This is a genomic window from Micromonospora sp. CA-248212 (genome assembly GCF_050948405.1).
In the GTDB taxonomy this organism is placed as follows: Bacteria; Actinomycetota; Actinomycetes; order Mycobacteriales; family Micromonosporaceae; genus Micromonospora.
This window is the reverse complement of the sequence record NZ_CP192023.1, coordinates 4,252,228-4,278,147: the sequence shown is the minus strand read 5'-3', so window position 1 is coordinate 4,278,147 and position 25,920 is coordinate 4,252,228. Positions and strand designations below refer to the sequence as shown.

Genomic DNA, 25,920 nt, shown 5'->3' with positions numbered 1-25,920 from the left:
TGGCCGTGCTGGTCGGCGCGGCGGCGACCGGCCGGACGTACCGGAGCCTCGGCGCGGTGGTCGAGCCGTTCCGCGACGAGGTGGCCGCCCAGGTGGTGCGGGGCGCGCTCCGGGACGCCACCCGCGCGGGTGGTCGCCCGGACAGCGCGGCGATGACCCGGCTGACCCACCAGATGGAGATCGTCCGGGACACCTTCGCCGGCCTGCTGATGGTCACGCGTGGTTTCCTCTTCTCCGCTGGCGCTGCCCTGCTCGGCCTCCTCGCCCTCGCGCCGGTGGCGGCGGCGCTGGCCGCCGCGCCGCTGGTCGCCGGCCTGGCCGTGTTTCTCGCCGCTCTGCCGGCCATGGTCGCGCACCAGCGGGCGTACGTCCGCGCGGGCGAGCGGTTGGGCCAGTCGGCCGCGACGGCGCTGGCCGGTCACCGCGACGTGCTGGCCTGTGGCGCCCAGGCGCGCGTGGCGTCCGAGGTGGAGCAGCACGTGTCGGCGCAGGCCGCCGCCGAGCGCACCCTCGCCCGAATGGCGGTGATCCGTAGCCTCAGCCTCGGCATCGGCGGATGGTCACCGCTGGTGGTGCTGCTCGTGGCCACTCCGTGGCTGGTCGAGCGCGGAATGACGGCGGGCGCGGTGCTGGGGGCGCTGATCTACGTGTCCACCGGGCTGCAACCCGCCGTGCACACCCTCGTGCAGGGCCTCGGCGGCGGCGGGCTGCGCTACGCGGTCACTCTGGAGAACATCCTGCGCGTCTATCCCCACCGGCCGGCGCCCACGGGGGAGACTCCCGGCCCGCGCCGGTCGACCAGGCCGGTCGGGGGGTCACCGGCCGCCGAGGTCCGGGGACTGACCTTCCGGTACGGCCCGAGCGCCGAGCCGATCCTGCGGAACTTCTCGCTGACGCTGGCCAACGGCGATCACCTTGCCGTGGTGGGACCCAGCGGCGCGGGCAAGTCCACGCTGGCCGCTCTGCTGGCCGGGCTCGTGCCACCGCAGGAGGGCACGGTCCACCTGGCCGGTGCTCCGGTCGCCGACACCGCGCCGGCCGTCCTGGCCCGGATGCGGGTGCTGCTGCCCCAGCAGGCGTACGTCTTCACCGGCACGCTGGCCGACAACCTCCGCTACCTCCGGCCCGACGCCGACGACGACACCCTGGCGGTCGCCGTCGACGAGCTGGGCGCACGCCCCCTGGCGACCCGCCTGGGTGGCCTGGACGCGCCGGTCGTACCGGCCCAGCTCTCCGCCGGTGAGCGGCAGCTCGTCGCGGCGGTCCGGGCCTGGCTCGCGCCCGCCCCGCTGGCGGTCCTGGACGAGGCGACCTGCCATCTCGACCCGGCGCTGGAGGCGACCGTCGAGGCCGCCTTCGCTCGACGGCCCGGCAGCCTCGTCGTGGTCGCCCACCGGATCAGCTCCGCCCTGCGCGCCGATCGGGTGCTGGTCCTCGACGGTGACGCGCCAACCGTGGGGACGCACGAGCAGTTGCTGACCCGCTCGGCCACCTACCGGGCGCTCGTCGGCTGCTGGGAGGAGCCGGTGACGCCGTCCCCGGCGACCCGGCCGGCCTGACCTCCGCCGGTCAGATCCAGCCCGCCTCGCCCGCCAACCGCACCGCCTCGACCCGGGTGCGCGCACCCACCTTGCGGGCGATCCGAGCGAGGTGGTTGCGGACGGTCCCACGGCTGAGCCCGAGCGACGCCGCGACCTCGGCGACCGGTGCCCCCGCCGCCGTCAGCGTCAACACCTCCCGCTCCCGCTCGGTCAGCGGGTCGTCCGAGTGCAGGGCCGCGACGACGAGGTCCGCGTCGAGGACGGGCTCCCGGCGGGCGAGCCGGCGGATCCCGTCGACGACCCGCTGGGGGGCGGCGTCGTTGCGCAGGATGCCGACCGTCCGGGACGGGCTGAGCATCCCCCGCAGTCGGCGGGCCCGGTGCGGGTGGACCAGCATCAGGATGGGGCACAGGCCCAGGCGACCGGGCACCTCCTCCTCGACCAGATCGAGGTCGGCCACCACCACGTCCGGGCGCTGGGCATGGACGGCCGCGCGGACCGCGTCGCCGCGATCCACCTCCGCCACGACACGGATGTCGTCCTCGGCGGCGAGGACGAACGACAGCGCCCCCAACACCAGGGCCCCGTCCAGAGCGAGCAGGGTACGGATCACGACGAACCTTCCCGCGCTTGCATGACGATCACTCAACGTCAATATTCAAACACGCATTCGTTGGGGCCGCACGGCGACGGGGCGGGCCCGTGACGGACCCGCCCCGATGGCTACAACCAGCCGTTGCGCCGGGCGTGCCACACCGCTTCCAACCGGTTGCGGGCCCCGATCTTGCGCAGGATCGCCGACAGGTGGTTACGCACCGTCCCGTGGGCCAGGAAGAGGCGACCGGCGATCTCCTTGAGTGGCAGACCCTCGGCGGCCATCCGCAGCACGTCCAACTCCCGGGGCGTCAACGGCATCTCCGACGGACTGAGCACCGCCACCGCGGCCGCCGGGTCGATCGCCCGCTCCCCGGCCGCGAGCGCGCGGATCGACCGCACCAACTCGACCAGCGGGCTGTCCTTGCCGACCAGGCCGCGTGCGCCGGCCGCCAGCGCCGCCTCCACGAGGGCCGGGCTCCACCGGGGGCTCATCGCCAACACGGCGGCGTGCGGCGCCTCGGCGCTGATCCGGGCGACCACCTCCACCGGGTCGGGCAGCTCCGGTGTCAGCGCCAGCACCACCACCTGCGGCCTGCACCGGCGGACCGCCGTCAACAGTTCGCCGACGCCCTCGACGTCGGCGACCACCTCCATGTCCTCCTCACGGGACAGCGCGGCGCAGAGCGCTCCGCGCAGCAAACCCATGTCCTCGGCGACAACAACGTGGATCACCGTGTTTCTCCGATCTCAGGTGCACGTCACGACGGTCACCGAACCCGGTGTGTCCACGGGTTGGCAGCGATCGTCGTACGCGAGAAGTCGGGCGGCCATGGGCCCACCACGCCGTCAGGGCGCGTGGGCGCGGGCACCATTGACCAGGCCAGCGGGGTGGGACCGACCGCGCGGGCGAGCAGCCCGGCGGTCGGCGGCCGGCTTCAGCCCGGGCGGGCGATCCCAGACGGAGTTCGGCTCTCGACGGAGAGCGGCACGAGGTGGCAGAGCGCGGCGATGCCGGGGTGTGACTGCCGGTGAGCCGGCCGGATCAGGCCCGGCGCGGGCGCCGAGCCCTCGTCGGTGCCGGCGGCGTCCTGGTCGACCGGGGTGACGGGCTGACCCGGAGGGTAGGCCGCGACGGCCGGCGGCGCCGGGCGCGCGGCGAGGTGGCCCGGTGGGGCCATGGCAGGTGGGTACGCGGCCACGGGTGTCGGCGGCGGTGTGACCGGTGCTGGCGTCGCCGCGGCGTGTATCGGCGGCAGCGCCGGAACCGGCGGCGGGGTTGGCGGGGCCGGTGCGGGCGCCGCGCCGGGCGAGGCGGCGGGCGACGCGGCGGTCGGTTCGAGCGCCGGGGGAGCGACCGGTGAACGCGGCGCGGGTACGACCACCGCGCCGAGAGCGGGCGGCAGGACGGCGTCGACGACGCGCAGCAGCGCCGGGACGACGGGCGCGATCGGCAGGGCGCGCACGACGTCGACGGCGGGCCGCAGGACCGGGGTGAGCAGGCCCGCCACGGCGGGCGAGGCGAGCGCTTCGGGCAGCTCTCGGTGATCGGGCGCGGCGGTCGCCGGCTGCCGTGCGAAATCTGCCGCCGATCGAGGTGGGCGGGCGCGGTGGGCGGAACGATGAGTCGCGCGGGCCGCGGTCGAGGAGCGCAGCCGTTCGTACCGTGTGGCGTCGGACCGGACGGAGGTGGCCGTCCGGGACGGCGGCACGGAGGTCCGCGCGGCCGCCGTCGGGCGGCGGGACGCGGTCGGGGACGGCACGTCGCGTGCGCCGACGACACCGGCTATCGCGCCGGTCAGCGGAGCGTGGCGCCCGCCACGGCGGGGGTCGTCGGCGCGTACGCCGCCGCGGGGGTCGGGGTCGGAGCGTTCGGTGATGGTGACCTGCCGGACCGGCTCCACCAGAGCGCCGAGCTGCCGATGAAGCGCGCCGCCGGAACCGCCGCGCGTGTCGTCGGCGCTGGCCGGCCCCTGGAACAGGAGGGCCAGGACGAAGCCGCCCCCGACGGCCACCGCCAACAGCGCCAGACGCCGGACGAGCCCGCGCGGTCGGTCGGCCACGACGGGCGCGGGTCGACCGGGCGCGGACGTCGGCGCGGTTCCGTTGACGGGACTTCGCACGCGGGCACTACCCCCTTGCCTCGAGACTGACCCATAGTAGCGATGCGCTTACGTATTCGCATCAGTCAATGGATGTCGGGCGCGCCCCCCGGCGGGTGCGATGGACGCCGGGCGACGCTGGGTGTCGGGCCGGTCTCCACCGGGGTGGCGCGGGCGCAGCCGGTCGTCGACGGTAGTGTCCCCAGCGTGGTGCGGCGGTGGGCCCTGACGGTGTTGACGGCGACCTTCGGCGTGCTGGTCCTGGCTTCGCAACTGGCCGCCGGGTCGCCAGTGGTCGGCGGTGTCGAGTTTCTGATCTTTCTGGTGGTGGCGTTCGGGGTGTCGCCGTGGGCCTTCCCCCGCTCGATGGGGGCCGCCGAAGCGCAGCGGGCCAGCGCGGCGGACGGGCTGCCGATCGTGTACTGGCGCCCCGGCTGCCGTTACTGCCTCCAGCTCCGCTTCTCACTTGGCCGGCTCGCTCGGCAGGCACACTGGGTCGACATATGGCACGACCCGGAGGGTGCCGCGGCCGTTCGGGCGATCACCGGCGGCAACGAGACGGTGCCCACGGTCGTGTTCGACGCTCAGGCCGTGGTGAACCCCGACCGCGGCTGGCTCCGCGAGCGGCTCCGCCGGCTCTGACCCGCCCGCCGCCGGTCGGGGGCGGACTGCTCGCACCGCCGCGACCGACGTCCGTCCGCTGCGTCGCGCTCGCCGGGTGAGCCCCGGAGATACTGACGGTCAGGTACGCGTGACATTCGGCGTAGCCTCGGTCCATGCGCCTGCTCGACGGTCTCGACCGCTCCAGCCCGACCGTCGATGATCTGATCCGCCTCGGGCCGGTGACGATGTCCGCCGAGCGCCTGCGGGAATGCGCCGCCGCGGTGGCAGACGACCTGCGCGGCGAACCGGTCGTCGCCGTGCACGCCAGCGCGACCGCCGAGACCGTGGTGGGGATGGTGGGCGCGCTGCTCGGTGGAGCCGCCGTCGTCCCGGTGCCGCCCGACTCCGGTCCTCGGGAGAGGGCGCACATCCTGCGCGATTCCGGCGCGACACTGCTGCTCGGCGGCACCGGGGACGAACCTGCGCGGATCGGTGTCCGTCGGGTCGACCTGGGCCGTACCTCGGACACCCGGCACCCGACGCCGGCCCCCGAACGCACTGCTCTGATCATGTACACGAGCGGCACCACGGGAGCGCCCAAGGGGGCGGTCCTGTCGCACCGTGCCGTCGAGGCCGGCATCGACGCGCTCGCCGACGCCTGGGCCTGGACCCCTGACGACCTCCTGGTGCACGGTCTGCCCCTGTTCCACGTCCACGGTCTCGTCCTCGGCGTGCTCGGCGCGCTGCGGGTGGGCTGCCGGCTGCACCACACCGGACGGCCGACGCCCGAGGCGTACGCCGAGGCGGGCGGCACGCTCTACTTCGGAGTGCCGACGGTGTGGTCGCGGATCTGCGCCCAGCCGACGGCCGCCGCGCGCCTCAGTTCGGCGCGGCTGCTGGTCTCCGGCAGCGCTGCCCTGCCCGCGCCGTCGTTCGAGCGGATGCGCCAGCTCACCGGTCACCAGCCGGTCGAGCGTTACGGCATGACCGAAACGTTGATCACGTTGAGCAATCGCGCCGATGACCCGCACCGTCGGCCCGGCATGGTCGGCACTCCCGTGCCGGGCGCGGAGACGCGGGTGCTCGACGAGGACGGGCGGCCGGTACCCGCCGACGGGACGGCCATCGGGGAGCTGTGGGTTCGCGGACCGATGCTCTTCGACGGTTACCTGGGCAAGCCCGACGTGACCGCCCGGCTGCTCGACGGGGACGGGTGGTTCCGCACCGGGGACATCGCGAGCGTGTCGCCCGATGGTGTGCATCGACTGGTCGGTCGTCGGTCGACCGACCTGATCAAGAGCGGTGGTTACCGGATCGGCGCTGGTGAGGTTGAGGATGCGCTGTTGGCCCACCCGGGTGTTCGCGAGGCCGCGGTCGTCGGCACGCCGAACGACGACCTCGGCCAGGAGGTCACCGCCTTCGTCGTCGCGGACCAGGTGAGCGCGGCCGAGCTCGTCGACTTCGTGGCGCGGACGCTGTCCGTCCACAAACGGCCGCGCCAGATCAGGTTTCTCGACACGCTGCCCCGAAATGCGATGGGCAAGGTGCAGAAGCACCTGCTCGCCGAGTGACGACCAGTCCCAGCCGGTCCCGGCCGTTCATCGCGATCGCGGCGCGGCGGCGTCGGTGCGGGGTTCGTCGCCCGAAGCGCCCTGGGTCACCTCCGCGCGCAGCGCGTCGAAGGCCTCGTTGATGAGGTGGCGCAGGTCGTCGGCGCCGTTGCTCTCCGCCCAGTAACGGATGGCCTCCGTGGTGGCCGCCAGCGCGGCCGCGACCAGAACCCGCAGGCGCAGCCTGTCCCGGGATCCGCTGGCGGTCGGCGCCAGCGCCTTGATGAGCAGTTGCTGGTCGGCGTCGCGTCGCTGTCCGGTGCCGGCCCGCAGCGCCGGCGTCTGGTAGACCAGTCGCATCCGGGACAGCAGCACCTCGCGTTCGCTGTCGTACAGCTGGTTGAGCCCGTGCGTGAGAGCGTGCCGGATCTTGTCGATGGCGGGCTCGTCGGCCGGACGCTCGGCGATCAGGTCGGCGATCATCGGGTCGTAGCCGTCCTCGAGTGCCGCGTCCTCCTTGGTGGGAAAGTAGCGGAAGAACGTCATGTGCGAGACGCCGCTGGCGGCGGCGATCTCCTCGACAGTGGTGGCGTCGAAACCCTTCTCCAGGAACAGCCGCATGGCATTCTGCTGAAGCTGCCGGCGCGTGCGTTCTCTCTTCTCGCGGCGCCAGTCGGATCCCGGTGCCCGGGAAGCATCGGCACTGCTCACAGGGGCCTCATTCTGCGGATTCGTCTGAATACCGTGGCAGCCTAACCGCCGCTCTGCGCGATGCCGCTCACCCGGCACCCGGCCGGTGCGGTGTCACCGATGCGAACGATTCGCGTTTCGGCAGGAGGGCCAGGCAGAGCGCGGCGCCGACCACGGCGAGTCCGAAGCAGCACCACATGACCGCCGACATTCCATCGACGTACGCCAGTTGGGCGGAGCGCAACAGCGCGGAACCGGTTGGTCCGAGCTTCTCGGCGACGGCGGCCGCGCCGAACACCGACTCCCTGGCCGCGTCGGCCGCTGTGGACGGGAGACCGCCGAGCGCCGGATCAAGGTCCCGCTGGTAGACGCCGGAGAGCACGCTGCCCATCGCGGCCACCGCCACGGCGCTACCGGCCTGCCGCAACGTGTTGACCACCGCCGAGCCGCTGCCGGCGTCGTCGTCACCAACCGAACCGACCGCCGCCTCCAGGGAGGTGGCCATCACGGCGCCGACGCCGAACCCGCAGCCGGCGAGGCCGATCGCCAGCGACCCGTACCCGCTGGCATCGGCTACGACCCCTTAAAGTTAGCGACTAACATGTTAGAGGATAACCTTTCGGCGTGGCGGAGGCAAGGGGCCGTCATGCGCACTCCTGCGTCGAACGTAGGACTTCTTCGTATAAGTCCGGTTGATGTGAGTTCGACTCGGCTACGTTCCCCGTGGGAGCGACAACCGATTTGTCGCTGTCTGCGCCGACTGTGGCGTGCAGAGACACGGTGTACGGAGAAGGGCCAGATATGTCCAACCATCGACACCCGAACGTCAGCGATGCGGCGGCAGACCAGCCACGTCCGGCCAAGAGGCGCCGGGCCCGCTGGCTCGTCGCCGGGGTGGCCGGACTGACCGGGGTCGCCGGTCTGGCGGCCGTCGGCGTGCCCGGAGGCCTGACCGGAGCGCTCGGAGCGGGCGGAGGACTGCTCGGGAAACAGGTCCTCGCCGGCAGCAGCCGGGCGGCGGACGACGACAGCGGCAAGCACGATCCGGGCGGTCGCGACAAGGAGCACGGGGGCGACAAGGAGCGCGGGGACGACGACTGGAGCGGTGGCGGCCGGGACGCCTGGGACGTGCCGTGCGGCGCCAACGAGCTGATCGCGGCGATCGTCCGCGCGAACGCCGGCAACGGGGCGAAGCTCCGGCTCGCCAAGGGGTGCACCTACACCCTCAACGCGTCCGCGCCCCAGCCGCCCGTGCCGTTCGGCCCCGTCGGACTTCCCATCGTCACCCAGCCGATCACGATCGACGGCAACGGTTCCACGATCGTCCGGGCGGCCGCCGCGACGCCGTTCCGGATCCTCGAGGTGGGGGCCGGCGGTGACCTGAAACTGCGCGACGCCACCATCAAGGGCGGCGACGACACCAGCGGGATCGGCGGTGGCGGTGGTGGCATCCGCGTCGACGTCGGCGGTCGGGCCACCCTGGAGAACATCGACGTCGTCTTCAACCACTCCAACGGCACCGGCGGTGGGATCGCCAACTTCGGCGACACCAGGATCCTCGGCCGCGGCGACCACGGTGGCAATGACAAGGACGGCAAGGACGGCAAGGACGGCAAGGACGGCAAGGACGGCAAGGACCGGGAGCGGTACGGCGACGACGAGAGCCGGATCAGCGACAACGGCGCGTTGTTCGACGGCGGTGGCGTCTACAACAACGGCAACCTCACGGTGCGGAACACCAGGCTCAGCGACAACAGCACGATCGGGACCGTCGTCATCCTGCCGATCGGCGGCGCGGGCGGTGGCCTGTCGAACTCCAGCGTCGCCGTGCTCGACGACGTCCGCGTGCACCACAACAGCGCCGGCTTCCGCGGCGGTGGCATCCGCACCGGGATCAACGGCACCACCACGGCCAGGAACATCGAGGTCACCGAGAACACGGCCGGTAGCGAGGGCGGCGGCATCTTCACCGACGGCACCTTCCAGCTCCAGCACGGCAAGATCGTTCGTAATGACGCCGGCCAACGCGGCGGCGGTGTGTTCAACCAGATCGGCCAGTTCGTGGCCGAGGACAGCCAGATCAGTGAGAACGCCGCCAGCACGAGAAGCACCATCGAGAACGGCGGCGGCGTCTACAACGGCAGCGGTGTGGTCGTGCTGCGTCGCACCGTCGTGGCCCGCAACAAGGCCTTCGGCACGAACTCGCGCGGCGGCGGAATCTACAACAACGCCACCCTCACCCTCACCCAGACCAAGGTGACGGAGAACGTCTCCGTCGTGGCGCCGGGCGGGGTGTTCAACGACGGTGGTCAGGTCACCGTGGACGACAAGTCGGCCATCAGCGGCAACCGACCCACCAACTGCACGCCCAGCGCACCACCCGTACCCAACTGCTTCGGCTGACCACCGCGGCACCTGGTCCCGCCCACGGTCCGATCACCAGATCGAACCGTGGGCGGGACTTGCCGCGTGCGGTCAGAGCCGGGAGGTGAAGGTGGCCAGGAAGCGGTGCGGGGTGACGACGCCGGCGTTGTCGAAGCAGATCACGTCGACGTCGGCGTTGGTGGTGTACGTCCACGGTTGGGTCAGGTGGCAGTAGTTGTTGCCGGCGCCCTGCGCCACCACCTGCGCGTGCGTCTCCTTGAGACCGATCTGCGGAAACGTCGCGAGGTAGCGGCCGGCGGGCGCGATCGCCGCGACGGTGTTCGCACCGACGCCGAGCACCGAGTTGTCGTTGGTGGGCCCGCCCACGGCGGTACCCAGGTAACCGAAGTACGACGGCGGGCCGAGGGAGCCGATCACCGGCCGGCGACGGTGGTACGAGAGGACGAAGTCGGTGTTGACGGCGGCCCCGGCCTGGTCGTAACAGAACACGTAGACCTGCACCCCGGTCCCGACCGCGCTCCAGGAGTTGACCTTGCAGCGGCGGGGTCCGGCGTTCGGCTGTACGGCGGTGACCTGCACGTCACCGGCGAGCACGCCGGCCAGTCCGACAGCGGGCAGCCGCACCAGGTACTGCCCGACGCCCACCGGCCCGGCGGTGTTCACCGCGCCCGTCGAGTTGTACGACTGCGCCAGCACGCCGCTGGTCCACTGCACGTACGCGTGGGAGGTGCCGGCCGCCACGACGCCCGAGCTGGTCGTCCAGAGCACGGTGAACGGGGTGTCCTCGCGGGTGCCGCCGGGCCGGTGGCACTGCACGTCGACGATCTCGTCGGTGCCGGACTGGAACCAGCGGACCACCTCGCAGTAGTGCCCGGTCCGGTTCACCGGCGTCACGTGGGGCACGCCCCGCGCGCCGGCGCCCACCTGCGGGAAGCGCACCTGGAAGCGACCGGGCGCGAGCTTGACGCCGTCGGCCCAGGCGGCCGGGAACGCCGTCTTCCAGCTACCCCACTGCCGGCTGGTGTCCAGCACGGTCCAGACCGCCACGGTGGGGTCCTTGACGTACGCGAAGCCCCAGCGGTCGGCGGTGGCGGCGGCGGCCGGCGCCGGTGGTGCGAGCGCGCTGGCGGCCAGGACGGCGGCCAGCGCGGCGGTGACGAACGTTCGGAGACGCATGGTTCCTCCACTCGACAGGGACGTGTCGGGGAGGAGTGTGCTTTGCGTGATGACCTGGTCACAGTCGGCTACCGCACGCTTTGGTGTCGGGTGTCGGCCAACGAGAGGCGGCCCACGCCTGCGCGTGGGGCCGCCTCTCGGGTTGCGTGTGGGGTCAGCCGCCGGCGAAGGTCACCTCGGTGCCGCACTTGGCCTTCTGGTTCAGGCAGGACTTCACCAGGGGTCCGATGTGGGCCGGGTCCCAGGCGTTCATGAAGTCGCCGTGCATGGAGGACGGCTTGCCGGAGGAGAGGCTCAGGCCGTTGCCACCCAGCGACTGGTAGTTGACCATGAAGGACAGGTTCGGCACCGCCACCGGGTACTTGCCGGTGCAGACGCCGTTGACCGGGTCGCCCATGTGCGACTTGTGGTCGGGTGAGTCGATGTTCTTGCCGTCCCAGCAGTCCTTGAAGACGAGCTGGAAGATGAGGTTGCCGCCGGAGGCGCAGACCGGCCAGTTGCCGTCGGCGCTGCGGCCGGTCTCGGCGCTGCCGGCGCACCAGAACTGGTTGCTACCGGCGTTCTTCGGCGTGTCGACCTGCTTCTTGGCGTCGCCCTCGACCATCCGCAGGCCCGGCGGGAAGGGCTTGACGGTCGACGGGTCCTTCACCCGTGAGCCGTAGTAGACCCGGAAACTCTTCATCGGTACGGGCTTGCCGTCCTTGCGCAGCTCCGGGGTCCAGTAGGCGCTCAGGTCACCGGGGGCGTTGCAGGTGGTCGTCGAGGAGAGCAGCTTGTCGGTCGTGGTGAACGCGTCGATCTTCGGGCCGAAGAAGGTGTGCATGTGCGACGCGCCCGGCAGGCCGGGGACGACGATCGGGTCATCCGGCGCCGAGTTGGCCAGCTCGCAGTCCGTGTGGAACTCGGGAACGCGGGTCGTTCCCGGCGTCACCGGCTTCGGCGTGATCGCGTTGAAGGCAGCCAGTTCCCGGTCCCACCTGGCCTGGTCGACCGGTACCCAGCCAGCCGCGGGCGCGGTGCCCGGCGTGGTGGGCGTGGCGCCCGGGGTGGTCGGGGTGGTGCCCGGGGTGGTCGGCGTCGCCGGGCTGGCGCTCGGCGTGGTCGACGCGCTCGGCGTCGTACCCGTCGCGGAGCCGAACGTGAACCAGTTCAGGTTCACGAAGTCCGACCGGGAGCTGCTCTTCATGACGGCGAAGACGGTCTGCGGGCCGGACGGCACGCTGGCCGCCGTGGCGGTCACCGTCGTCCACTTCTGCCAGCCGCCGGTGTGGGCGATCGGGAAGCTGGCCAGCAGGGCGCCGGTCTGCGTACCGAGGCGCAGCTCGACGGCGCCGCCGTCGGTGTTGTTCGCCGCCACCCGGGCCTTCAGCTCGGCGCCGGTGATCGAGACGCCGTCGTACCGCAGCCAGTCTCCGTTGCCGAGCCAGCCGACGTTCCGGCCGCCGTCGGCGTCGCCGGTGCTCTCGGTCTGCGCGCCGGACTGGGCCGCGAAGGCCTCAGCCTGGATCCGGCCCGACACGGCGACCTCTTCGGCCTGGGCGCCGGCGATGTAGATGCCACTGCCCACCAGGGCGGCGGCGACCCCCGAGGCGAGCGTGATGCGAGCGATGCGGCGGCGCTTGCGCGCCCGGTCCGGCGGTGCGACGTGCGCGGGGGGAGGAGTCCGCATTACCAGTGATTTCCTTCGAGTCGACGATAACGCTCTGTCGGATGAAGTATGTGCACGTCGGAGGCGCGCGGCAATCTGCGGAAAAAGAATTAAGGAGGGCCGTGGAGAACTGTCCTGGTGGCCGTCGAGCCGGCTCCGGATAACAATTTTTTGCCCTCGTACCCTTAAGTTTCTATTAATCCTGATGGCATGTCTTCCCGGACCGGCTTCTCCGGCTCGCGCGTCAGCCGGGGCCGCGCACCGTCCCGACTGAACCCGACCCGACGGCCCGGAGAACGGCTCGGCGCACACCGGCGGCGAGGCCGCCAAAATATCGTGGGTGGGGCTGTCGATCGGGACCGGCTCTGTTCGTAGCCATGGTGAGAGCCCGGCATCGAGACGGGCACCCACCCGCTGGAGGGCATGATGACCACCACCGCGAACACCACCCGCGCCACCACGTCGACGCGCGGCGCGCTGATCTGGGCCGGTGCCGTCGCCACGGTCGCCGCGAGCGCCGCCACCATGGTCGTCGCCGCCGCCGGCCGCGCGGCGGGAGTCAGCCTCGACGTGAGCGGCGCTCCGATCCCGGTCGCCGGGTTCGGGATGCTGACGGCCGTCTTCTCCCTGGTCGGCGTGGTCCTGGCCGTGCTGCTGTCCCGGTTCGCGCGACGCCCGCGGCACGTGTTCGTCCGTACGACGGTGGCGCTGACGGTCCTGTCCCTGGTGCCGGACGTGATCGCCGACGCCGACACGACCACCAAGGCGCTGCTGATGCTCACCCACCTGGTCGCTGCCGCGATCGTGATCCCCGTCGTCGCGCGCCGCCTGGCCGCCTGAGCCGTCACCACCCCATCCCGCTGTCGAGCTACCGGAAGGATCGTCATGAAGCAGTATCTGCTGTCCGTGCACGCCGTCGAGGGCGCGCCCGCCATGTCCGACGAGGAGACCGAGGTCATGTTCGCCGAGACCGGCCGCATCAACGACGAGATGCGGGCGGCGGGCGTCTGGGTCTTCGGCGGCGGGCTCGTGTCTCCGGAGAGTGCCACCGTCGTGCGGATCGAGAACGGGTCCAGCACCATGAGCGACGGACCCTTCGCCGAAACGAAGGAGCACCTCGTCGGCTTCTGGGTCCTCAAGTGCGCCGACCTGGACCAGGCGCTCGCCTGGGCCGAGAAGTGCGCGGCGGCCTGCGGACCGATCGAGGTACGCCCCTTCGACGACCTGTCCCAGGCCTGACCCGGAGCCGGCCGGCCGACATGGATCTGGCGAGCATCTACCGCGCGGAGTACGGCCGCTGCGTCGCCACCCTGGCCCGTCTCCTTGGCGACATCAACCTCGCCGAGGAGGCGGTCCAGGACGCCTTCGCCACGGCGCTCGAGAAGTGGCGGACGCCGCCACCCAACCCGGGTGGCTGGATCGTGACGACCGCCCGCAACCGGGCGATCGACCGGCTCCGCCGCGAGTCGACCCGCGAGGCCCGGCACGCCCAGGCCCTGCTGCTCCAGCACCAGGACGCGCCCCAGGAGGTGGGACCCGTGCGGGACGACCAGTTACGACTCATCTTCACCTGCTGCCACCCGGCGCTCGCCCTCCAGGCGCGCACAGCCCTCACGCTGCGCCTGCTCGGTGGCCTCGAGGTCCCCGAGATCGCCCGGGCCTACCTGGTCCGGGAGACGACCATCGCCCAGCGGATCGTGCGCGCGAAGAAGAAGATCCGGGAAGCCGCCATTCCCTACCGGGTACCCGCCGACCACGAGCTGCCGGACCGGCTGCCGCCCGTGCTCACCGTGCTCTACCTGATGTTCAACGAGGGCTACACGTCCACCGCCGGACCGTTGATCAGGACCGACCTGTGCGCCGAGGCGATCCGGCTCGCCCGCGAGCTGGCCGCGCTGATGCCCGACGAGCCCGAGGTGCTCGGCCTGCTCGCCCTGCTGCTGCTGATCGAGGCACGTCGCCCGGCCCGGCTCGGCCCGAACGGTGAGCTGGTTCTCCTGGGCGAGCAGGACCGGTCACTGTGGAACGACACGTTGATCGCCGAGGGACACGACCTGGTCCGGCGGTGTCTGCGACGCAACCGGCCCGGCCCGTACCAGATCCAGGCCGCGATCAACGCGGTGCACACCGACGGCGTGGCCACCGACTGGCGGCAGGTCCTGGCGCTGTACGACCAGCTTCTCGTACTCACGCCGAACCCCGTCGTGGCCCTCAACAGGGCGGTCGCGGTGGCCGAGGCGCACGGTCCCGACGCGGCTCTCGCCGCGCTGGAGACGGTCGAGCTTCCCGGGTACCACAGGCTGCCCGCCACCCGGGCCGAGCTGCTGGCTCGGCTCGGACGCGACACGCAGGCCCGCGCCGCCTACGACGAGGCCATCGCGCTGACCGGCAACGATACTGAGCGCGCCTTCCTGAAGGCGCGGCGTAGCGAACTCACCCACAGGAGGAGACCGGCGTGAGCGCCACCTACACCTTCGACGTCTTCACCAGCCTCGACGGCTTCGGAAGCACCACCGGCAACTGGGGAGGCTACTGGGGCAAGCAGGGTCCCGAGCTGCTGGAACGTCGCCTTGCCACGTACACGGATGACCACCGCATGGTCTTCGGCGCCCGCACGTTCGCGCTGTTCCGACAGATGCTGGCCGACAGCGTCGAGGAGTCCGGCGTCCGCGACGCCTGGGTCACCCGCATGATCAGCCTTCCGGCCATCGTCGTGTCGAACACCATCGAGGAACCGCTCGACTGGCCGGACGCCACCCTGGTACGCGGTGACGCCGTCGACGTCGTCGCCCGGCTCAAGGAGGAGTCCGAGGTGCCGCTGCGGTCGCACGGCAGCCTCTCGATGAACCGGGCACTGCTGGCCGCCGGCCTGGTCGACTTCATCCAGGTGACGCTCTTCCCGGTGGTCACCGGTCAGACCGGGACCGAGCCGATCTTCCACGGTGCGGCCGACTTCGACCTGGAGCTGGTCGAGGGTCGCACGCTCGACGGCCGGACTCAGGAACTCGTCTACCGACCCACCCCGCACACCTGAACCCTCCCCGTCGGTCGTTCGGTAGCCTCTGACACGCTCTGACAACGTCTGACAAAGTCGTCTGACATGGGGGACTGATGAAGGACCAGCGTGCCGGGGAGTCTGGTCAGGACGGACGGCCCGCCCAGAGGTTCGCCGAGCAGTTACGGGCGCTGCGCGGCGCCGCGGGAGACCCCTCGTTCCGCAAGATGGCGGGGCGATCAGGACGGATCTCGCACACGACCCTGCACGAGGCCGCCGCCGGCACCCGGTTTCCCTCGTGGGAGACCACGCGGGAGTTCGTCCGAGCCTGCGAGGCGGACGAGGCCCTGTGGCGGCGTCGATGGGAGGAGGCGCAGCGCCCGGTGACGGCCGCCCGGTCCAGCGGGGACGGTGACCCCGCGCCGGTCGTCGCCGCGTCCGCGCCGGCGGAACAGGGCGTGGTGCAGGTCGTGGAGCATCCGGGGGCCGAGGATCGCGTCGTGACGACGCGGCGACGCCGTCTGCCGTGGCTGAACATCGCGGCGGTGGTGCTGGTGGTGGCGGTGGCCGGTGTCCTGGGCGCGACCGTTCGTGGCCGGTCGGGCGCCGACGGCTCCAGCGCACCGACGGCGTCACCGTCACCGTCCGCGTCACCGAACGCGACGGCGTTCTCGGACTCCCTGATCCCCGGAGACTCGAGCAGGTTCGTCGCCGACGTCACCATCCCCGACGGCACCCAGGTGAAGGTGAACGCCCAGTTCGACAAGGTGTGGTCTCTCGCGAACGTGGGAAAGGTCGACTGGCACAACCGGTACCTGGCGCGGATGGACCCCGCCGCCGACGGTGCCGGCTGCCGGACACCGGATCGGGTGCCGATCGGCGACACGCCGCCCGGCGAACAGGTGATGATCCGTGTTCGGGTCACCGCGCCGAGCCGCCCGGGCAGGTGCTGGGTCAGTTGGAAGATGGTCGACGAGGCCGGCCGGGAGTACTTCCCGACCCGGCGGCCGGTGTACTTCATGGTCACCGTGACCGCCTGAGGTCCGGCCGCGATGTCAGGCACGGGCTCCAAGCCAAGCTGACAACACCGCATTCATCGAGGTCGGTGACGGTCTGACGGATCTGACAGGCCGCCGGGGGTACCGAACAGCAGGGCGCTTCTCGCAGGGTGATGTCGAACCGAGAACGACTCACCGGCTACGAGGAGGACCCATCTTGCGACGTCCCTGGTTGACCGTCGGACTCGCCGCGCTCTGCGTGGCCGTCGGCGTCCCGGCCCACGCGGCGGCATCCGGCGCCACACCGCAGCGGACCGCCACCGCGGCCGCGCGGCCGATCGTGGACATGGAGGCCACCGTCCTGGCCGCCCAGATCGACCCCCGTCGGGCGGACAACACACTGACCCCCGGTGCGAAGAGCTCGGTGCTCGCCGTGGAGCAGGCGTTGCAGGCGCGGGGCCTGCTGAACGCGCAGTGGGTCGACGGCTATTTCGGCACGGTCACCGTCTCGGCGTACGCGGCGTACCAACGCTCGCTCGGCTACACCGGGCTCGCCGCGAACGGGCTGCCCGGCACGACGTCGCTGACGAAGCTCGGGCTGGACCGCTACACGGTCGCCAACACGATCGGTCCGGGCGCGAAGGTCTCGCGCGACGGGTACGTCGTCAACGCCCGGACCCAGGCGATGCTGGCCGAGGCGCAGCGTCTGCTGGGCCAGACCCTGGTGCTCGAACAGGGCTCGTACAACCCCGGGGGTGACCCGACCTCGGCCGGCACGCATGACGGCGGGGGTGTGGTCGACATCGCGGTCACCGGCATGACCGCGACCCGGCGCACCGCCGTCGCCCGTGCCCTGCGCCAGGTGGGCTTCGCCGCCTGGGTCCGCAACCCGAACCAGGGCGACTGGCCGTGGCACATCCACGCCGTGGCGATCAGCGACACGGACCTGTCCAGCCAGGCGCAGCACCAGGTCGGCGACTACTACCTCGGTATGAACGGTCTGGCCAACCAGGGCCCGGACGACGGACCCCAGATCCCGATCAAGACCTGGGAGCAGTACCAGCGCGGGCAGTGACCCGCACCCCCTCACCACCCTCGAAAGGACACCCATGAACATCCGGAAGAGCCTGGCCGCCGTCGGCGTCGCGCTGGCCGCGACCACCTCGATCCTCAGCGTCGCATCGCCCGCCTCGGCGGCGGCCCGGGACGGGATCTGCGACAGCGGCGAGTTCTGCTACTACTACAACAGCGACAACGCGGGATCGATCTCTGACTTCACCGGATCGCTCGACGACTACGGCACCGAGCAGCCCTCCTGCTACGACTTCAAGGGCGCTGGCGCCGGCAAGGGCCTGTGCATCAAGAACGAGGCCGCCTCGGTCTGGAACCGCAGCACCAAGACGGTCCGCGTCTACTACAACAGCGGCTACGCCGGTTCCTACCAGGACTTCGCGGCCGGTGCGAAGACCAACCTCAACGCCACGCTGAAGAACAACAACGCCTCGCACCAGTTCTCGCCGTCGACGCGCACGAACCTGTCGTACGCCCTGTACCAGGCCAGTGGCGGCAGTGTCACGTGCGGCTTCGACGGTTACACCACCACGCCCGGCCGGCACGAGGGCATCGACATCGCCCGCAGCGTCGGTTCGGACGTGCGCGCCCTGGTCTCCGGAACGGTCACCTACGTCGCGCAGGGCAGCACCGGCAGCGGTGGCCTGTCCACGATCTCGGTCTACAACTCCTCGTCCAACAAGACCGTGATCTACCTGCACACCGCGCCGAGGTCCGGGGTGAGCGTGGGTGACGCCATCAGCAAGGGCCAGGTCATCGCCGACGAGTCGTGGCACGGGGTGTCCTCCAGCTCGGGCGCGCACACCCACGTCGAGGTCCGGGCCGGTCGGCAGACCCACGCGGCCGTCAGCGTCGGCGACCCCACCCTGGACAACGCCGACCCGACCGCGTTCTGGAACTCCCAGGGCTACAACGAGAAGTAGGACGTCATGAGAATCCGCAAGGGCCTCGCCATCGTCGGTGCCGTCCTGGCCATGTCCACCTCCGTCCTGAGCGTCGCCTCGCCGGCAGCGGCGGCCGAACGGGACGGGACCTGCGACAGCGGCGAGTTCTGCTACTACTACAACAGCAACCAGGCCGGCTCGGTCTCCGACTTCACCGACTCGCTGGACGACTACGGCACGACCCAGCCGACCTGCTACGACTTCAAGGGCGCGGGCGCCGGCAAGGGCCTGTGCGTCAAGAACAACGCGGCGTCGGTGTGGAACCGGACCGGCAAGACCGTGCGGGTCTACTTCAACAGCAACTTCGCCGGTACGACGCAGGACTTCGCGGCCGGGGCGAAGGGCAACCTCAACGCCACGTTGAAGAACAACAACGCCTCGCACGAACTGCTGAGCGGGCCGACGGGCTGCAGCACCGATGGCACCAACAGCAAGCTGCCGAGCACCATCCTCGTCTACCGGGTCGGTCTCGGGCGCGTCGACCGGGTCGACTTCAAGACGTACGTCAAGAACGTCCTCCCGAACGAGTGGGTGACGAGCTGGCCGGCCGCCTCGCTGGACGCCGGTGCGATGGCCGTGAAGAGCTACGCCTGGTACTGGGCGCTGCACTCGACCCGGAAGACCTCCGGCGGCCAGTGCTATGACGTCCGGGACGACACGGGCGACCAGGTCTACCGGCCGTCGTCGGCGCAGACCTCGACGTCGGCGGCGGTGGACCGGACCTGGTCGAACCGGCTGACCCGCAGCGGCAATATCCTGCGGGCGCACTACTGCGCGACCACCACCGCGTGCGGTGGCTGGGTGGACGGCGACTGGATGTCCCAGTACGGCTCGCGTGATCTCGCCAACTCGGGTAGTAGCTACCAGGCGATCCTGCGTCACTACTACCGTGACGTGGTCATCTCCTGACGTCCCGCGTCAACCGTGCCGCCCGCCGCACATCCGCGGCGGGCGGCACTGTCGTGGGCAGCCCGGACGGGTCGCCGGGCCGTGGGGACGCGCCGACGTCGATCCCACGGCGACAGGTGGCAGACTCGGCGGAGTGAACGACATGGCCGCACCGACGATGGACGGTGAGCTGGAGAGCGTCAGTCTGGTGGACCTCGCCGTCGCCCGGTTGACCCGGGAGATCCTCAGCGGCAGGAGCGATCCGGGGGAACGCCTCGTCGAGGAGCAGCTCACCCGTCGGCTCGGGATCAGCCGGGCGCCGCTGCGGGAGGCGCTGCGGTTGCTGGCCCAGCAGGGGCTGGTCGAGCACGTGCCCCGGCGCGGCGTACGGGTGGCCACCCTCTCCGATCGTGACGTGCGGGAGCTGTACGAGCTGCGGGACGTCCTCGAACGATTCGCGGTGCGGGCGGGGATCCCGGTCGGCCGCGAGAGCGACCTGGCGGGGTTGCGGGCGACGCTCGACGAGATGCGGGAGGCGACCCGGGCCGGCGACCGGATGGCGGTCGCCGAGTCGCACCGGGCGTTCCACGTCGCGCTCGTCGCGCTCGCCGGCAACCGCCAGCTGTCCGCCGTGTACGGCTCGATCCTGGTGAAGTTGCAGCTCTACATGGCGATCAACCTGCGGCGTGAGGCGGAGGTGGCGCAGCCCTTGGACGGGGTCCACCGGCACGAGCGGTTGTTCGAGGCGGTCGCCGGGGGAGACCCGGAGGAGGTCCTCGCCGTGCTGTCCGGGCACGGCGCGCGCTCCTACCTGGACTAGCTGTACGAGCCATTGCCGCCCCCGACTCGCCCGTGCGAACATGCATCGATGAGGGTAAATCTCTTACGTCGCAACAGGTCCCGCCTGTTGCTGACCGTGGCCGCGGCGGCCATGTCCATCGCGTCCCTGGGCCTCAGCACGCCGGCCGCCGCCGCGACCCCCGACGGCCACTACTGCTGGTACGTCCTGCCGGACAAGGTGCCGTGGAAGCCGGCCAACAACATCGTCAACTACACCGCGACGGTCACGTGCGACGGCGCGGTGCGGCGCGTCGACCTCGCGGTGGAGTTGCTGTACCACGGGACGAGCGGGGGTGCCGGCACGACCGTGAACGGCCGGACGACGCTGTGGACCGACGGCACCTCGATCCCCGTGGTCGCGCTCGGCGTCACCACCCCGAACACGCTCTGCGACTCGGGCTTCTACTCGGGTCGAGCGACCGCCACCGTCCAGTACCGCTCGGGCGAACCGGAGTACATCACCAGATCGATCGCGTCGCAGCAGGTATCGCTGAACTGCTCGTTTCCGGAAATTCCGCCCACCGGCCCGAGTCCCAGCACGGTGACGGTCACTAACCCAGGCACCCAGAGCTCGCTCAAGGGGGACAACGGAGGGCTGCAGATGCAGGCCACCGGCGGCAGTTACTCGTACACCTGGACGGCGGTCAACCTACCGCCCGGGCTGACCATCGAACCCGGGACCGGCCGGATCAGCGGCACGCTCACCCAGATCGGCTCCTACAACGTCACCGTCACCGCCGACGACGGATTCGGCAGCCTGGGCAGCACCACCTTCACCTGGAGCGTCCGCAAGGAATCTCCCTGCCCGCGCTGCTGATCAACGCCCGCGGCGCCCGTCCGGCCCGGACGGGCGCCACCTGGCCGCGCCGTCGCGCCTTGCCGGATCGCCGCCCCGACTTCGCCTCGGCTCGGCCGCCCCCATGGAACAGGCCCAGCCGGCGGCCAATCGGCCGTCATGTCCCCGTTACAGAACGCGCCGCCCGCTGTAACAGAACGGTCGACAATCGACTGTATGCCAGAGCCAGTCGGATCCATCTCGGACCTGCGGACGGCGTACCGCGACGGTCGTCTGACGCCGGCGGACCAGGTCGAACGCGTCCTCGACGGGCTGGCCGGAGGCGGTGCGGGCCCGGTCTGGATCAGCACCGTGCCGGCCGACGAGCTACGGGCCCGTGCCGAGTCGCTGACCCGCCACGGTGACCCCACCTCCCCGCTGTACGGGATCCCGTTCGCGGTCAAGGACAACATCGACGTGGCCGGCCTGGTCACCACGGCCGGCTGCCCCGACTTCGGATACGAGGCCGCGCAGGACGCGCCGGTCGTGCGGCGGCTCCTCGACGCCGGCGCGCTGCTCGTCGGCAAGACCAATCTGGACCAGTTCGCCACCGGCCTGACCGGCGCCCGCTCGCCATACGGCAGTTGCGAGAGCGTCTTCGGCGGCGGCCTCATCTCCGGCGGCTCCAGCTCCGGATCCGCCGTCGCGGTGGCCGCCGGCCAGGTCAGCTTCGCTCTCGGTACGGACACCGCGGGCTCCGGCCGGGTGCCGGCGGCGCTCAACGGGATCGTCGGCCTCAAGCCCACCCGTGGCCTGCTCAGCACTGCCGGCGTGGTGCCGGCCTGCCGCTCGCTCGACTGCGTGTCGGTCTTCACGCCCGACGTGGCGGGCGCCGTCGACGTGCTGCACGCCGCCCGTGGTGTCACCGCGGCCGACCCGTGGGGCCGTCCGTTACCGGCGGAGCGGGTGGTCGCCCGCATGCCGGGCACGCTACGCCTCGGGGTGCCCTGGGCAGAAGACCTCGAGTTCTTCGGTGACACCGGGCAGGAAGCCCGCTTCGCCGCCGGAGTGCAACTGCTGCGTACCCTCGTCGGATCTCTGCGGTCGGTGCCGCTCGGCGCCTTCTTCGCGGCGGGTGACCTGCTCTACCAGGGTCCCTGGGTGGCCGAGCGGCTCGTCGGCCTGGGCGACTTCCTGCGGTCGAACCCGGAGTCGGTGTTGGCGGTCACCCGGGCCGTGCTGGAGACCGGCTGGCGCTACGACGCGGTCGCCGCCTTCCGGGGGCACCACCGGCTGCGTGAGCTGCGCGCCCAGGTCGACACGCTCTGGCAGGACGTCGACGTGCTCGTCGTGCCCACCGTCGGCACCACCTTCACGCTCGACGAGATCGCCGAGGACCCGATCGGGCGGAACGCCATGCTGGGCCGCTACACCCAGTTCGCGAACCTGCTCGACCTGGCCGCGGTGAGCGTGCCCAACGGCTTCACCGCCACCGGCCGGCCGGCGAGTCTCACCCTGCTCGGTCCGGCGTTCAGCGACACCACCCTGGCCCGGCTCGCCGCCACCCTCAGCACGGGCGGCGCGGCCAACCCGGACGTCGAGCCCGTTCCGCCGCCGGCTCCACGGCCGACGGACGTGCTGATCGCCGTGGTCGGCCGGCACCTGAGGGGCGAGTCCCGCAACGGCGAGCTGCTCGGCTACGGCGGGGCCTTCGCGGGCGCCGCCCGTACCGCGCCGCTCTACCGGCTCTACCGGATGGACACCGCCGACGGAGAGGGGCTGCCGGGGCTGGTCCGGGTCGCGCCGGACACCTCGGCCGGTCACCCGATCGAGGTCGAGCTGTGGCGGCTGCCCAGCGCCGCCCTCGGTGGGCTGCTGGCCGGCGTGCCGGCGCCCCTCTCGCTCGGTTGGATCCGGCTGCACGACGGGCGGGACGTGCTCGGCTTCCTCTGCGAGGCGTACGCCGCCAGCCCGCCGGCCGAGGACATCAGCGCCAGTGGTGGGTGGCGGGCCTACCGCCAATCCGCCGCCACCCGGCGGTGAAGCGGGCCGCACCAGCGATCACGACAGGAGGCGAGAGGATGGGAAGCATCGGGCCGGTACCGGCCAACCCCTACCCGTGGCCGTACGACGGTGTGGTCGACACCGCGCGGACCGCGCTGCTCTGCATCGACTGGCAGACCGATTTCTGCGGGCCGGGCGGTTACGTCGACGCCATGGGCTACGACATCGGCCTCACCCGGGCCGGCCTGCCGGCCACCGCCCGGCTGCTGGAGCACGCCCGGTCGCTCGGGATGCTGATCGTGCACACCCGCGAGGGGCACGACCCCGACCTGTCCGACCTGCCGGCGAACAAGCGCTGGCGTTCGGCCCGCATCGGCGCCGAGATCGGCGGGGCCGGTCCGGCCGGCCGGATCCTGGTCCGGGGCGAGCCCGGGTGGGAGATCGTGCCCGAGGTCGCCGCGCTGCCCGGCGAGGTGATCATCGACAAGCCCGGCAAGGGCGCCTTCTACGCCACCAACCTCGACCTCGTGCTCCGGACCCGGGGCATCACCCACCTGATCCTCACCGGCATCACCACCGACGTCTGCGTGCACACGACGATGCGCGAGGCGAACGACCGGGGTTACGAGTGCCTGATCCTGTCCGACTGCACCGGCGCCACCGACAAGGCCAACCACGAGGCCGCCCTGCACATGGTCACCATGCAGGGCGGCGTCTTCGGCTGCGTCGCCACATCCGACGACGTCATCGCCGCCACGGCGAAGTGAGGTGAGCCATGCCGACCATCGCCACCGCGCGACCCGGCCCCTACTCCTTCGACATCTCGACCACCGCGCTGCTCGTCATCGACATGCAGCGGGACTTCCTGGAGCCCGGCGGATTCGGTGAGAGCCTCGGCAACGACGTGAGCCAGCTCCGCCGTACCATCGCGCCGCTCGCGGCCCTGCTGGCCGACGCCCGCGCCGTCGGCCTGGCCGTCGTGCACACCCGCGAGGGGCACCTGCCCGACCTGTCCGACTGCCCGCCGGCCAAGCTGAACCGGGGCGCCCCGAGCAAGCGGATCGGCGATCCCGGGCCCACCGGCCGGATCCTGGTCCGTGGCGAGTACGGCCACGACATCATCGACGAGCTCGCGCCACTGCCCGGCGAGCCGGTCGTCGACAAGCCCGGCAAGGGCGCGTTCCACGCCACCGACCTGGACGTCCTGCTCGCCGAGCGGGGCATCCGCAGCCTCCTGGTCGCCGGAGTCACCACCGAGGTGTGCGTGCACACCAGCGTCCGGGAGGCCAACGACCGGGGGTACGAGTGTCTCGTACTCGCCGACTGCGTCGGGTCCTACTTTCCCGAGTTCCACCGGGTCGGGCTCGACATGATCGCCGCCCAGGGCGGGATCTTCGGGTGGGTCGCCGACTCGACGCAGGTCCGAGCCGTGCTGCCCACCACGTCCGCGTTGCAACCCTCCTCCTGACCGGGAGCAGCCATGGTCTCCTCGAAGTCCACCGTCGTCCCGCTCCCGTTCTGGGTGCGTGGTGACACCAACGCGTTCTTCGGTTTCGGCGTCAACGTCCTGGTCAACGTGCTCACTCTGACCGGGCTCTGCATCGGGGTGGTGAAGCTGCCCGAGGGGGAGGTGTTCGGCACCATCCTGCCGGCGCTCGGCATCGCCCTGGTCGCCGGCAACATCTACTACACCTACCTGGCCCGCCGCCTGGCCCGTCGGGAGAACCGCACCGACGTGACGGCCCTGCCGTACGGGCCGAGCGTGCCGCACATGTTCATCGTCATCTTCGTCATCATGCTCCCGATCTACCTGCGCACCCAGGACCCGCTCCGGGCCTGGGAGGCCGGGCTGGCCTGGGCCTTCATCATCGGCGTGATCGTGCTGATCGGCGCGTTCGTCGGCCCCTACATCCGCCGGTACGCGCCCCGGGCGGCGCTGCTCGGCACGCTCGCCGGGATCTCGATCACCTTCATCTCGATGAACCCGGCCGGGCAGATGTGGCGGATGGCCTGGGTCGCCCTGCCGGTCTTCGCGCTGCTGCTGATCGGCCTGCTCACCGACACCAAGCTGCCGTTCAACTTCCCGATCGGGCTCGCGGCCCTGCTGGTGGGCACCGCGATCGGCTGGGCCGGCGGGGCGATGTCGGTGCCGGACGTGACGGCGGCCGCCCGGGACATCGCGGTCGCCGTACCCTCGTTCAAGCTGGACCTGTTGTTCACCGGGCTGTCCGACATGGCGCCGCTGCTGGCGACGGCCATCCCCCTCGGCGTCTACAACTTCACCGAGGGCATGACGAACGTGGAGAGCGCGGCGACCGCCGGGGACAACTACAACCTGCGCAGCGTGCTGCTCGCCGACGGCGCGGGCGCGGTGATCGGCGCGGCGCTCGGCTCGCCGTTCCCGCCCGCCGTCTACGTCGGCCACCCGGGCTGGAAGGCCGCGGGTGGCCGCAGCGGTTACTCGATGGCGACCGGCGTGGTGATCGCCGTGCTCTGCTTCCTCGGCATGTTCGGACTGCTCGCGGCGATCTTCCCGACGGCGGCCATCGTGCCGATCCTGCTCTACATCGGCCTGCTGATCGGGGCGCAGGCGTTCCAGGCGACGCCGCGGGCGCACGCCGCGGCCGTGGTCGCCGCACTGGTGCCGAACATCGCGGCCTGGGCGACCGGGCAGATCGACAACGCGCTGGCGGCGGCCGGCACCAGCGCCGCCGCGGTGGGCGACGAGGCGCTCAACGGCGCCGGTGTCGTGTACGACGGGCTGCTGGTGCTGGGGCAGGGCGCCATCCTTGCCGGGCTGGTGCTCGGCGCGGTGGTGGTCTTCGTCATCGACAAGCGGTTCGTCCGCGCCGCGATCTTCGCCGGCTCGGGCGCGGTGCTGTCGTTCGTCGGGCTGATCCACGGCGAGCGGGTCGAGTGGAACGCCAACGGCCAGGTGGCGCTCGGCTACCTCTTCGTCGCGGTGATCTGCGCGGTCTTCGCGCTCGGTCGTCCCACGCCACGCGAACCGGACCCGGAGGAGGCCGAGTTGGACGAGGCGTCCGCGCCGGCCGCCGATCGGGCGGCCGACGAGCAGCAGACCGCGGCGGCGCGTGGCTGAGCCGCCGGGCCGACCC

At 71.6% G+C, this 25,920-nt stretch carries 25 protein-coding genes; 18 read left to right on the top strand and 7 right to left on the bottom strand.

Going from position 1 to position 25,920, the window contains the following annotated elements; all coding sequences use genetic code 11:
• Window positions 1-152 precede the first annotated feature (152 nt).
• A complete protein-coding gene (locus ACQP03_RS20355) occupies window positions 153-1,559 on the top strand; it encodes an ATP-binding cassette domain-containing protein (protein WP_433461193.1) in 1,407 nt (468 codons plus the stop codon).
• Window positions 1,560-1,569: 10 nt separating this feature from the next.
• Here the strand turns inward: ACQP03_RS20355 and ACQP03_RS20350 are convergent, their stop codons facing one another.
• The 3 genes from ACQP03_RS20350 to ACQP03_RS20340 all read right to left on the bottom strand — a co-directional run bounded on the left by ACQP03_RS20350 (window position 1,570) and on the right by ACQP03_RS20340 (window position 4,258).
• A complete protein-coding gene (locus ACQP03_RS20350) occupies window positions 1,570-2,154 on the bottom strand; it encodes a response regulator transcription factor (RefSeq protein ID WP_357125408.1) in 585 nt (194 codons plus the stop codon).
• Window positions 2,155-2,264: 110 nt separating this feature from the next.
• The gene (locus ACQP03_RS20345) at window positions 2,265-2,870 is read right to left on the bottom strand and encodes a response regulator transcription factor (protein ID WP_357125411.1); all 606 of its coding nucleotides are present in this window, start codon (window positions 2,868-2,870) and stop codon (window positions 2,265-2,267) included.
• A gap of 203 nt (window positions 2,871-3,073) precedes the next feature.
• On the bottom strand, window positions 3,074-4,258 hold the full coding sequence (locus ACQP03_RS20340) for a hypothetical protein (protein ID WP_357392563.1): 1,185 nt from the start codon (window positions 4,256-4,258) through the stop codon (window positions 3,074-3,076).
• A 72-nt stretch (window positions 4,259-4,330) separates the two neighbouring features.
• Between ACQP03_RS20340 and ACQP03_RS20335 the strand changes: the two genes are divergently transcribed.
• Together ACQP03_RS20335 and ACQP03_RS20330 are read left to right on the top strand one after the other, a co-directional pair.
• On the top strand, window positions 4,331-4,879 hold the full coding sequence (locus ACQP03_RS20335; protein ID WP_357392562.1) for a glutaredoxin domain-containing protein: 549 nt from the start codon (window positions 4,331-4,333) through the stop codon (window positions 4,877-4,879).
• A gap of 134 nt (window positions 4,880-5,013) precedes the next feature.
• On the top strand, window positions 5,014-6,411 hold the full coding sequence (locus ACQP03_RS20330) for an acyl-CoA synthetase (protein ID WP_357392561.1): 1,398 nt from the start codon (window positions 5,014-5,016) through the stop codon (window positions 6,409-6,411).
• Window positions 6,412-6,438: 27 nt separating this feature from the next.
• Here ACQP03_RS20330 and ACQP03_RS20325 read toward each other — a convergent pair whose 3' ends face one another.
• Together ACQP03_RS20325 and ACQP03_RS20320 are read right to left on the bottom strand one after the other, a co-directional pair.
• Window positions 6,439-7,011: a TetR family transcriptional regulator gene (locus ACQP03_RS20325; protein WP_357125422.1), complete on the bottom strand. Its 573-nt coding sequence runs from the start codon at window positions 7,009-7,011 to the stop codon at window positions 6,439-6,441.
• Between the two features lie 157 nt (window positions 7,012-7,168).
• Entirely contained in the window at window positions 7,169-7,585 is a 417-nt protein-coding gene (locus tag ACQP03_RS20320; RefSeq protein ID WP_433457974.1) for a hypothetical protein, read from the bottom strand.
• A gap of 296 nt (window positions 7,586-7,881) precedes the next feature.
• Between ACQP03_RS20320 and ACQP03_RS20315 the strand changes: the two genes are divergently transcribed.
• On the top strand, window positions 7,882-9,483 hold the full coding sequence (locus tag ACQP03_RS20315; RefSeq protein ID WP_433457972.1) for a hypothetical protein: 1,602 nt from the start codon (window positions 7,882-7,884) through the stop codon (window positions 9,481-9,483).
• A 72-nt stretch (window positions 9,484-9,555) separates the two neighbouring features.
• Here the strand turns inward: ACQP03_RS20315 and ACQP03_RS20310 are convergent, their stop codons facing one another.
• Both ACQP03_RS20310 and ACQP03_RS20305 read right to left on the bottom strand, forming a co-directional pair.
• The gene (locus ACQP03_RS20310) at window positions 9,556-10,641 is read right to left on the bottom strand and encodes a hypothetical protein (protein ID WP_357125431.1); all 1,086 of its coding nucleotides are present in this window, start codon (window positions 10,639-10,641) and stop codon (window positions 9,556-9,558) included.
• 154 nt (window positions 10,642-10,795) lie between these two features.
• A complete protein-coding gene (locus ACQP03_RS20305; RefSeq protein WP_357169145.1) occupies window positions 10,796-12,310 on the bottom strand; it encodes a DUF1996 domain-containing protein in 1,515 nt (504 codons plus the stop codon).
• A gap of 402 nt (window positions 12,311-12,712) precedes the next feature.
• Here ACQP03_RS20305 and ACQP03_RS20300 point away from each other — a divergent pair, with 402 nt between their 5' ends.
• The 14 genes from ACQP03_RS20300 to ACQP03_RS20235 all read left to right on the top strand — a co-directional run bounded on the left by ACQP03_RS20300 (window position 12,713) and on the right by ACQP03_RS20235 (window position 25,904).
• The gene (locus ACQP03_RS20300; protein WP_433457969.1) at window positions 12,713-13,129 is read left to right on the top strand and encodes a DUF6069 family protein; all 417 of its coding nucleotides are present in this window, start codon (window positions 12,713-12,715) and stop codon (window positions 13,127-13,129) included.
• Window positions 13,130-13,174: 45 nt separating this feature from the next.
• A complete protein-coding gene (locus tag ACQP03_RS20295) occupies window positions 13,175-13,528 on the top strand; it encodes a YciI family protein (RefSeq protein ID WP_363660865.1) in 354 nt (117 codons plus the stop codon).
• A gap of 20 nt (window positions 13,529-13,548) precedes the next feature.
• Complete coding sequence (locus ACQP03_RS20290) at window positions 13,549-14,748, top strand: RNA polymerase sigma factor (RefSeq protein WP_357125444.1); 1,200 nt, start codon at window positions 13,549-13,551, stop codon at window positions 14,746-14,748.
• The gene (locus ACQP03_RS20285) at window positions 14,745-15,323 is read left to right on the top strand and encodes a dihydrofolate reductase family protein (protein ID WP_357125447.1); all 579 of its coding nucleotides are present in this window, start codon (window positions 14,745-14,747) and stop codon (window positions 15,321-15,323) included. Before ACQP03_RS20290 ends, ACQP03_RS20285 begins: the two co-directional genes overlap by 4 nt.
• Window positions 15,324-15,400: 77 nt before the next feature.
• Complete coding sequence (locus ACQP03_RS20280) at window positions 15,401-16,324, top strand: NBR1-Ig-like domain-containing protein (RefSeq protein WP_357125449.1); 924 nt, start codon at window positions 15,401-15,403, stop codon at window positions 16,322-16,324.
• Between the two features lie 175 nt (window positions 16,325-16,499).
• Window positions 16,500-17,357 (top strand): peptidoglycan-binding domain-containing protein, encoded by an 858-nt coding sequence (locus ACQP03_RS20275; protein ID WP_357394444.1) that lies wholly within the window; start codon window positions 16,500-16,502, stop codon window positions 17,355-17,357.
• Window positions 17,358-17,391: 34 nt separating this feature from the next.
• Entirely contained in the window at window positions 17,392-18,276 is an 885-nt protein-coding gene (locus tag ACQP03_RS20270; RefSeq protein ID WP_355048036.1) for a peptidase inhibitor family I36 protein, read from the top strand.
• 6 nt (window positions 18,277-18,282) lie between these two features.
• Complete coding sequence (locus ACQP03_RS20265; RefSeq protein WP_433457965.1) at window positions 18,283-19,206, top strand: SpoIID/LytB domain-containing protein; 924 nt, start codon at window positions 18,283-18,285, stop codon at window positions 19,204-19,206.
• 142 nt (window positions 19,207-19,348) lie between these two features.
• The gene (locus tag ACQP03_RS20260) at window positions 19,349-20,005 is read left to right on the top strand and encodes a GntR family transcriptional regulator (protein ID WP_357170544.1); all 657 of its coding nucleotides are present in this window, start codon (window positions 19,349-19,351) and stop codon (window positions 20,003-20,005) included.
• Window positions 20,006-20,053: 48 nt separating this feature from the next.
• A complete protein-coding gene (locus tag ACQP03_RS20255) occupies window positions 20,054-20,842 on the top strand; it encodes an Ig domain-containing protein (RefSeq protein WP_357125460.1) in 789 nt (262 codons plus the stop codon).
• 195 nt (window positions 20,843-21,037) lie between these two features.
• Window positions 21,038-22,843, top strand: coding sequence for an allophanate hydrolase (gene atzF / locus ACQP03_RS20250; RefSeq protein ID WP_433457963.1), 1,806 nt, complete (start codon window positions 21,038-21,040; stop codon window positions 22,841-22,843).
• A gap of 38 nt (window positions 22,844-22,881) precedes the next feature.
• The gene (gene biuH, locus ACQP03_RS20245) at window positions 22,882-23,571 is read left to right on the top strand and encodes a biuret amidohydrolase (RefSeq protein ID WP_357125466.1); all 690 of its coding nucleotides are present in this window, start codon (window positions 22,882-22,884) and stop codon (window positions 23,569-23,571) included.
• An 8-nt stretch (window positions 23,572-23,579) separates the two neighbouring features.
• Window positions 23,580-24,272: a cysteine hydrolase family protein gene (locus tag ACQP03_RS20240; protein WP_357125469.1), complete on the top strand. Its 693-nt coding sequence runs from the start codon at window positions 23,580-23,582 to the stop codon at window positions 24,270-24,272.
• A 12-nt stretch (window positions 24,273-24,284) separates the two neighbouring features.
• The gene (locus ACQP03_RS20235; RefSeq protein WP_433457960.1) at window positions 24,285-25,904 is read left to right on the top strand and encodes a regulator; all 1,620 of its coding nucleotides are present in this window, start codon (window positions 24,285-24,287) and stop codon (window positions 25,902-25,904) included.
• The last annotated feature ends 16 nt before the right edge of the window (window positions 25,905-25,920 follow it).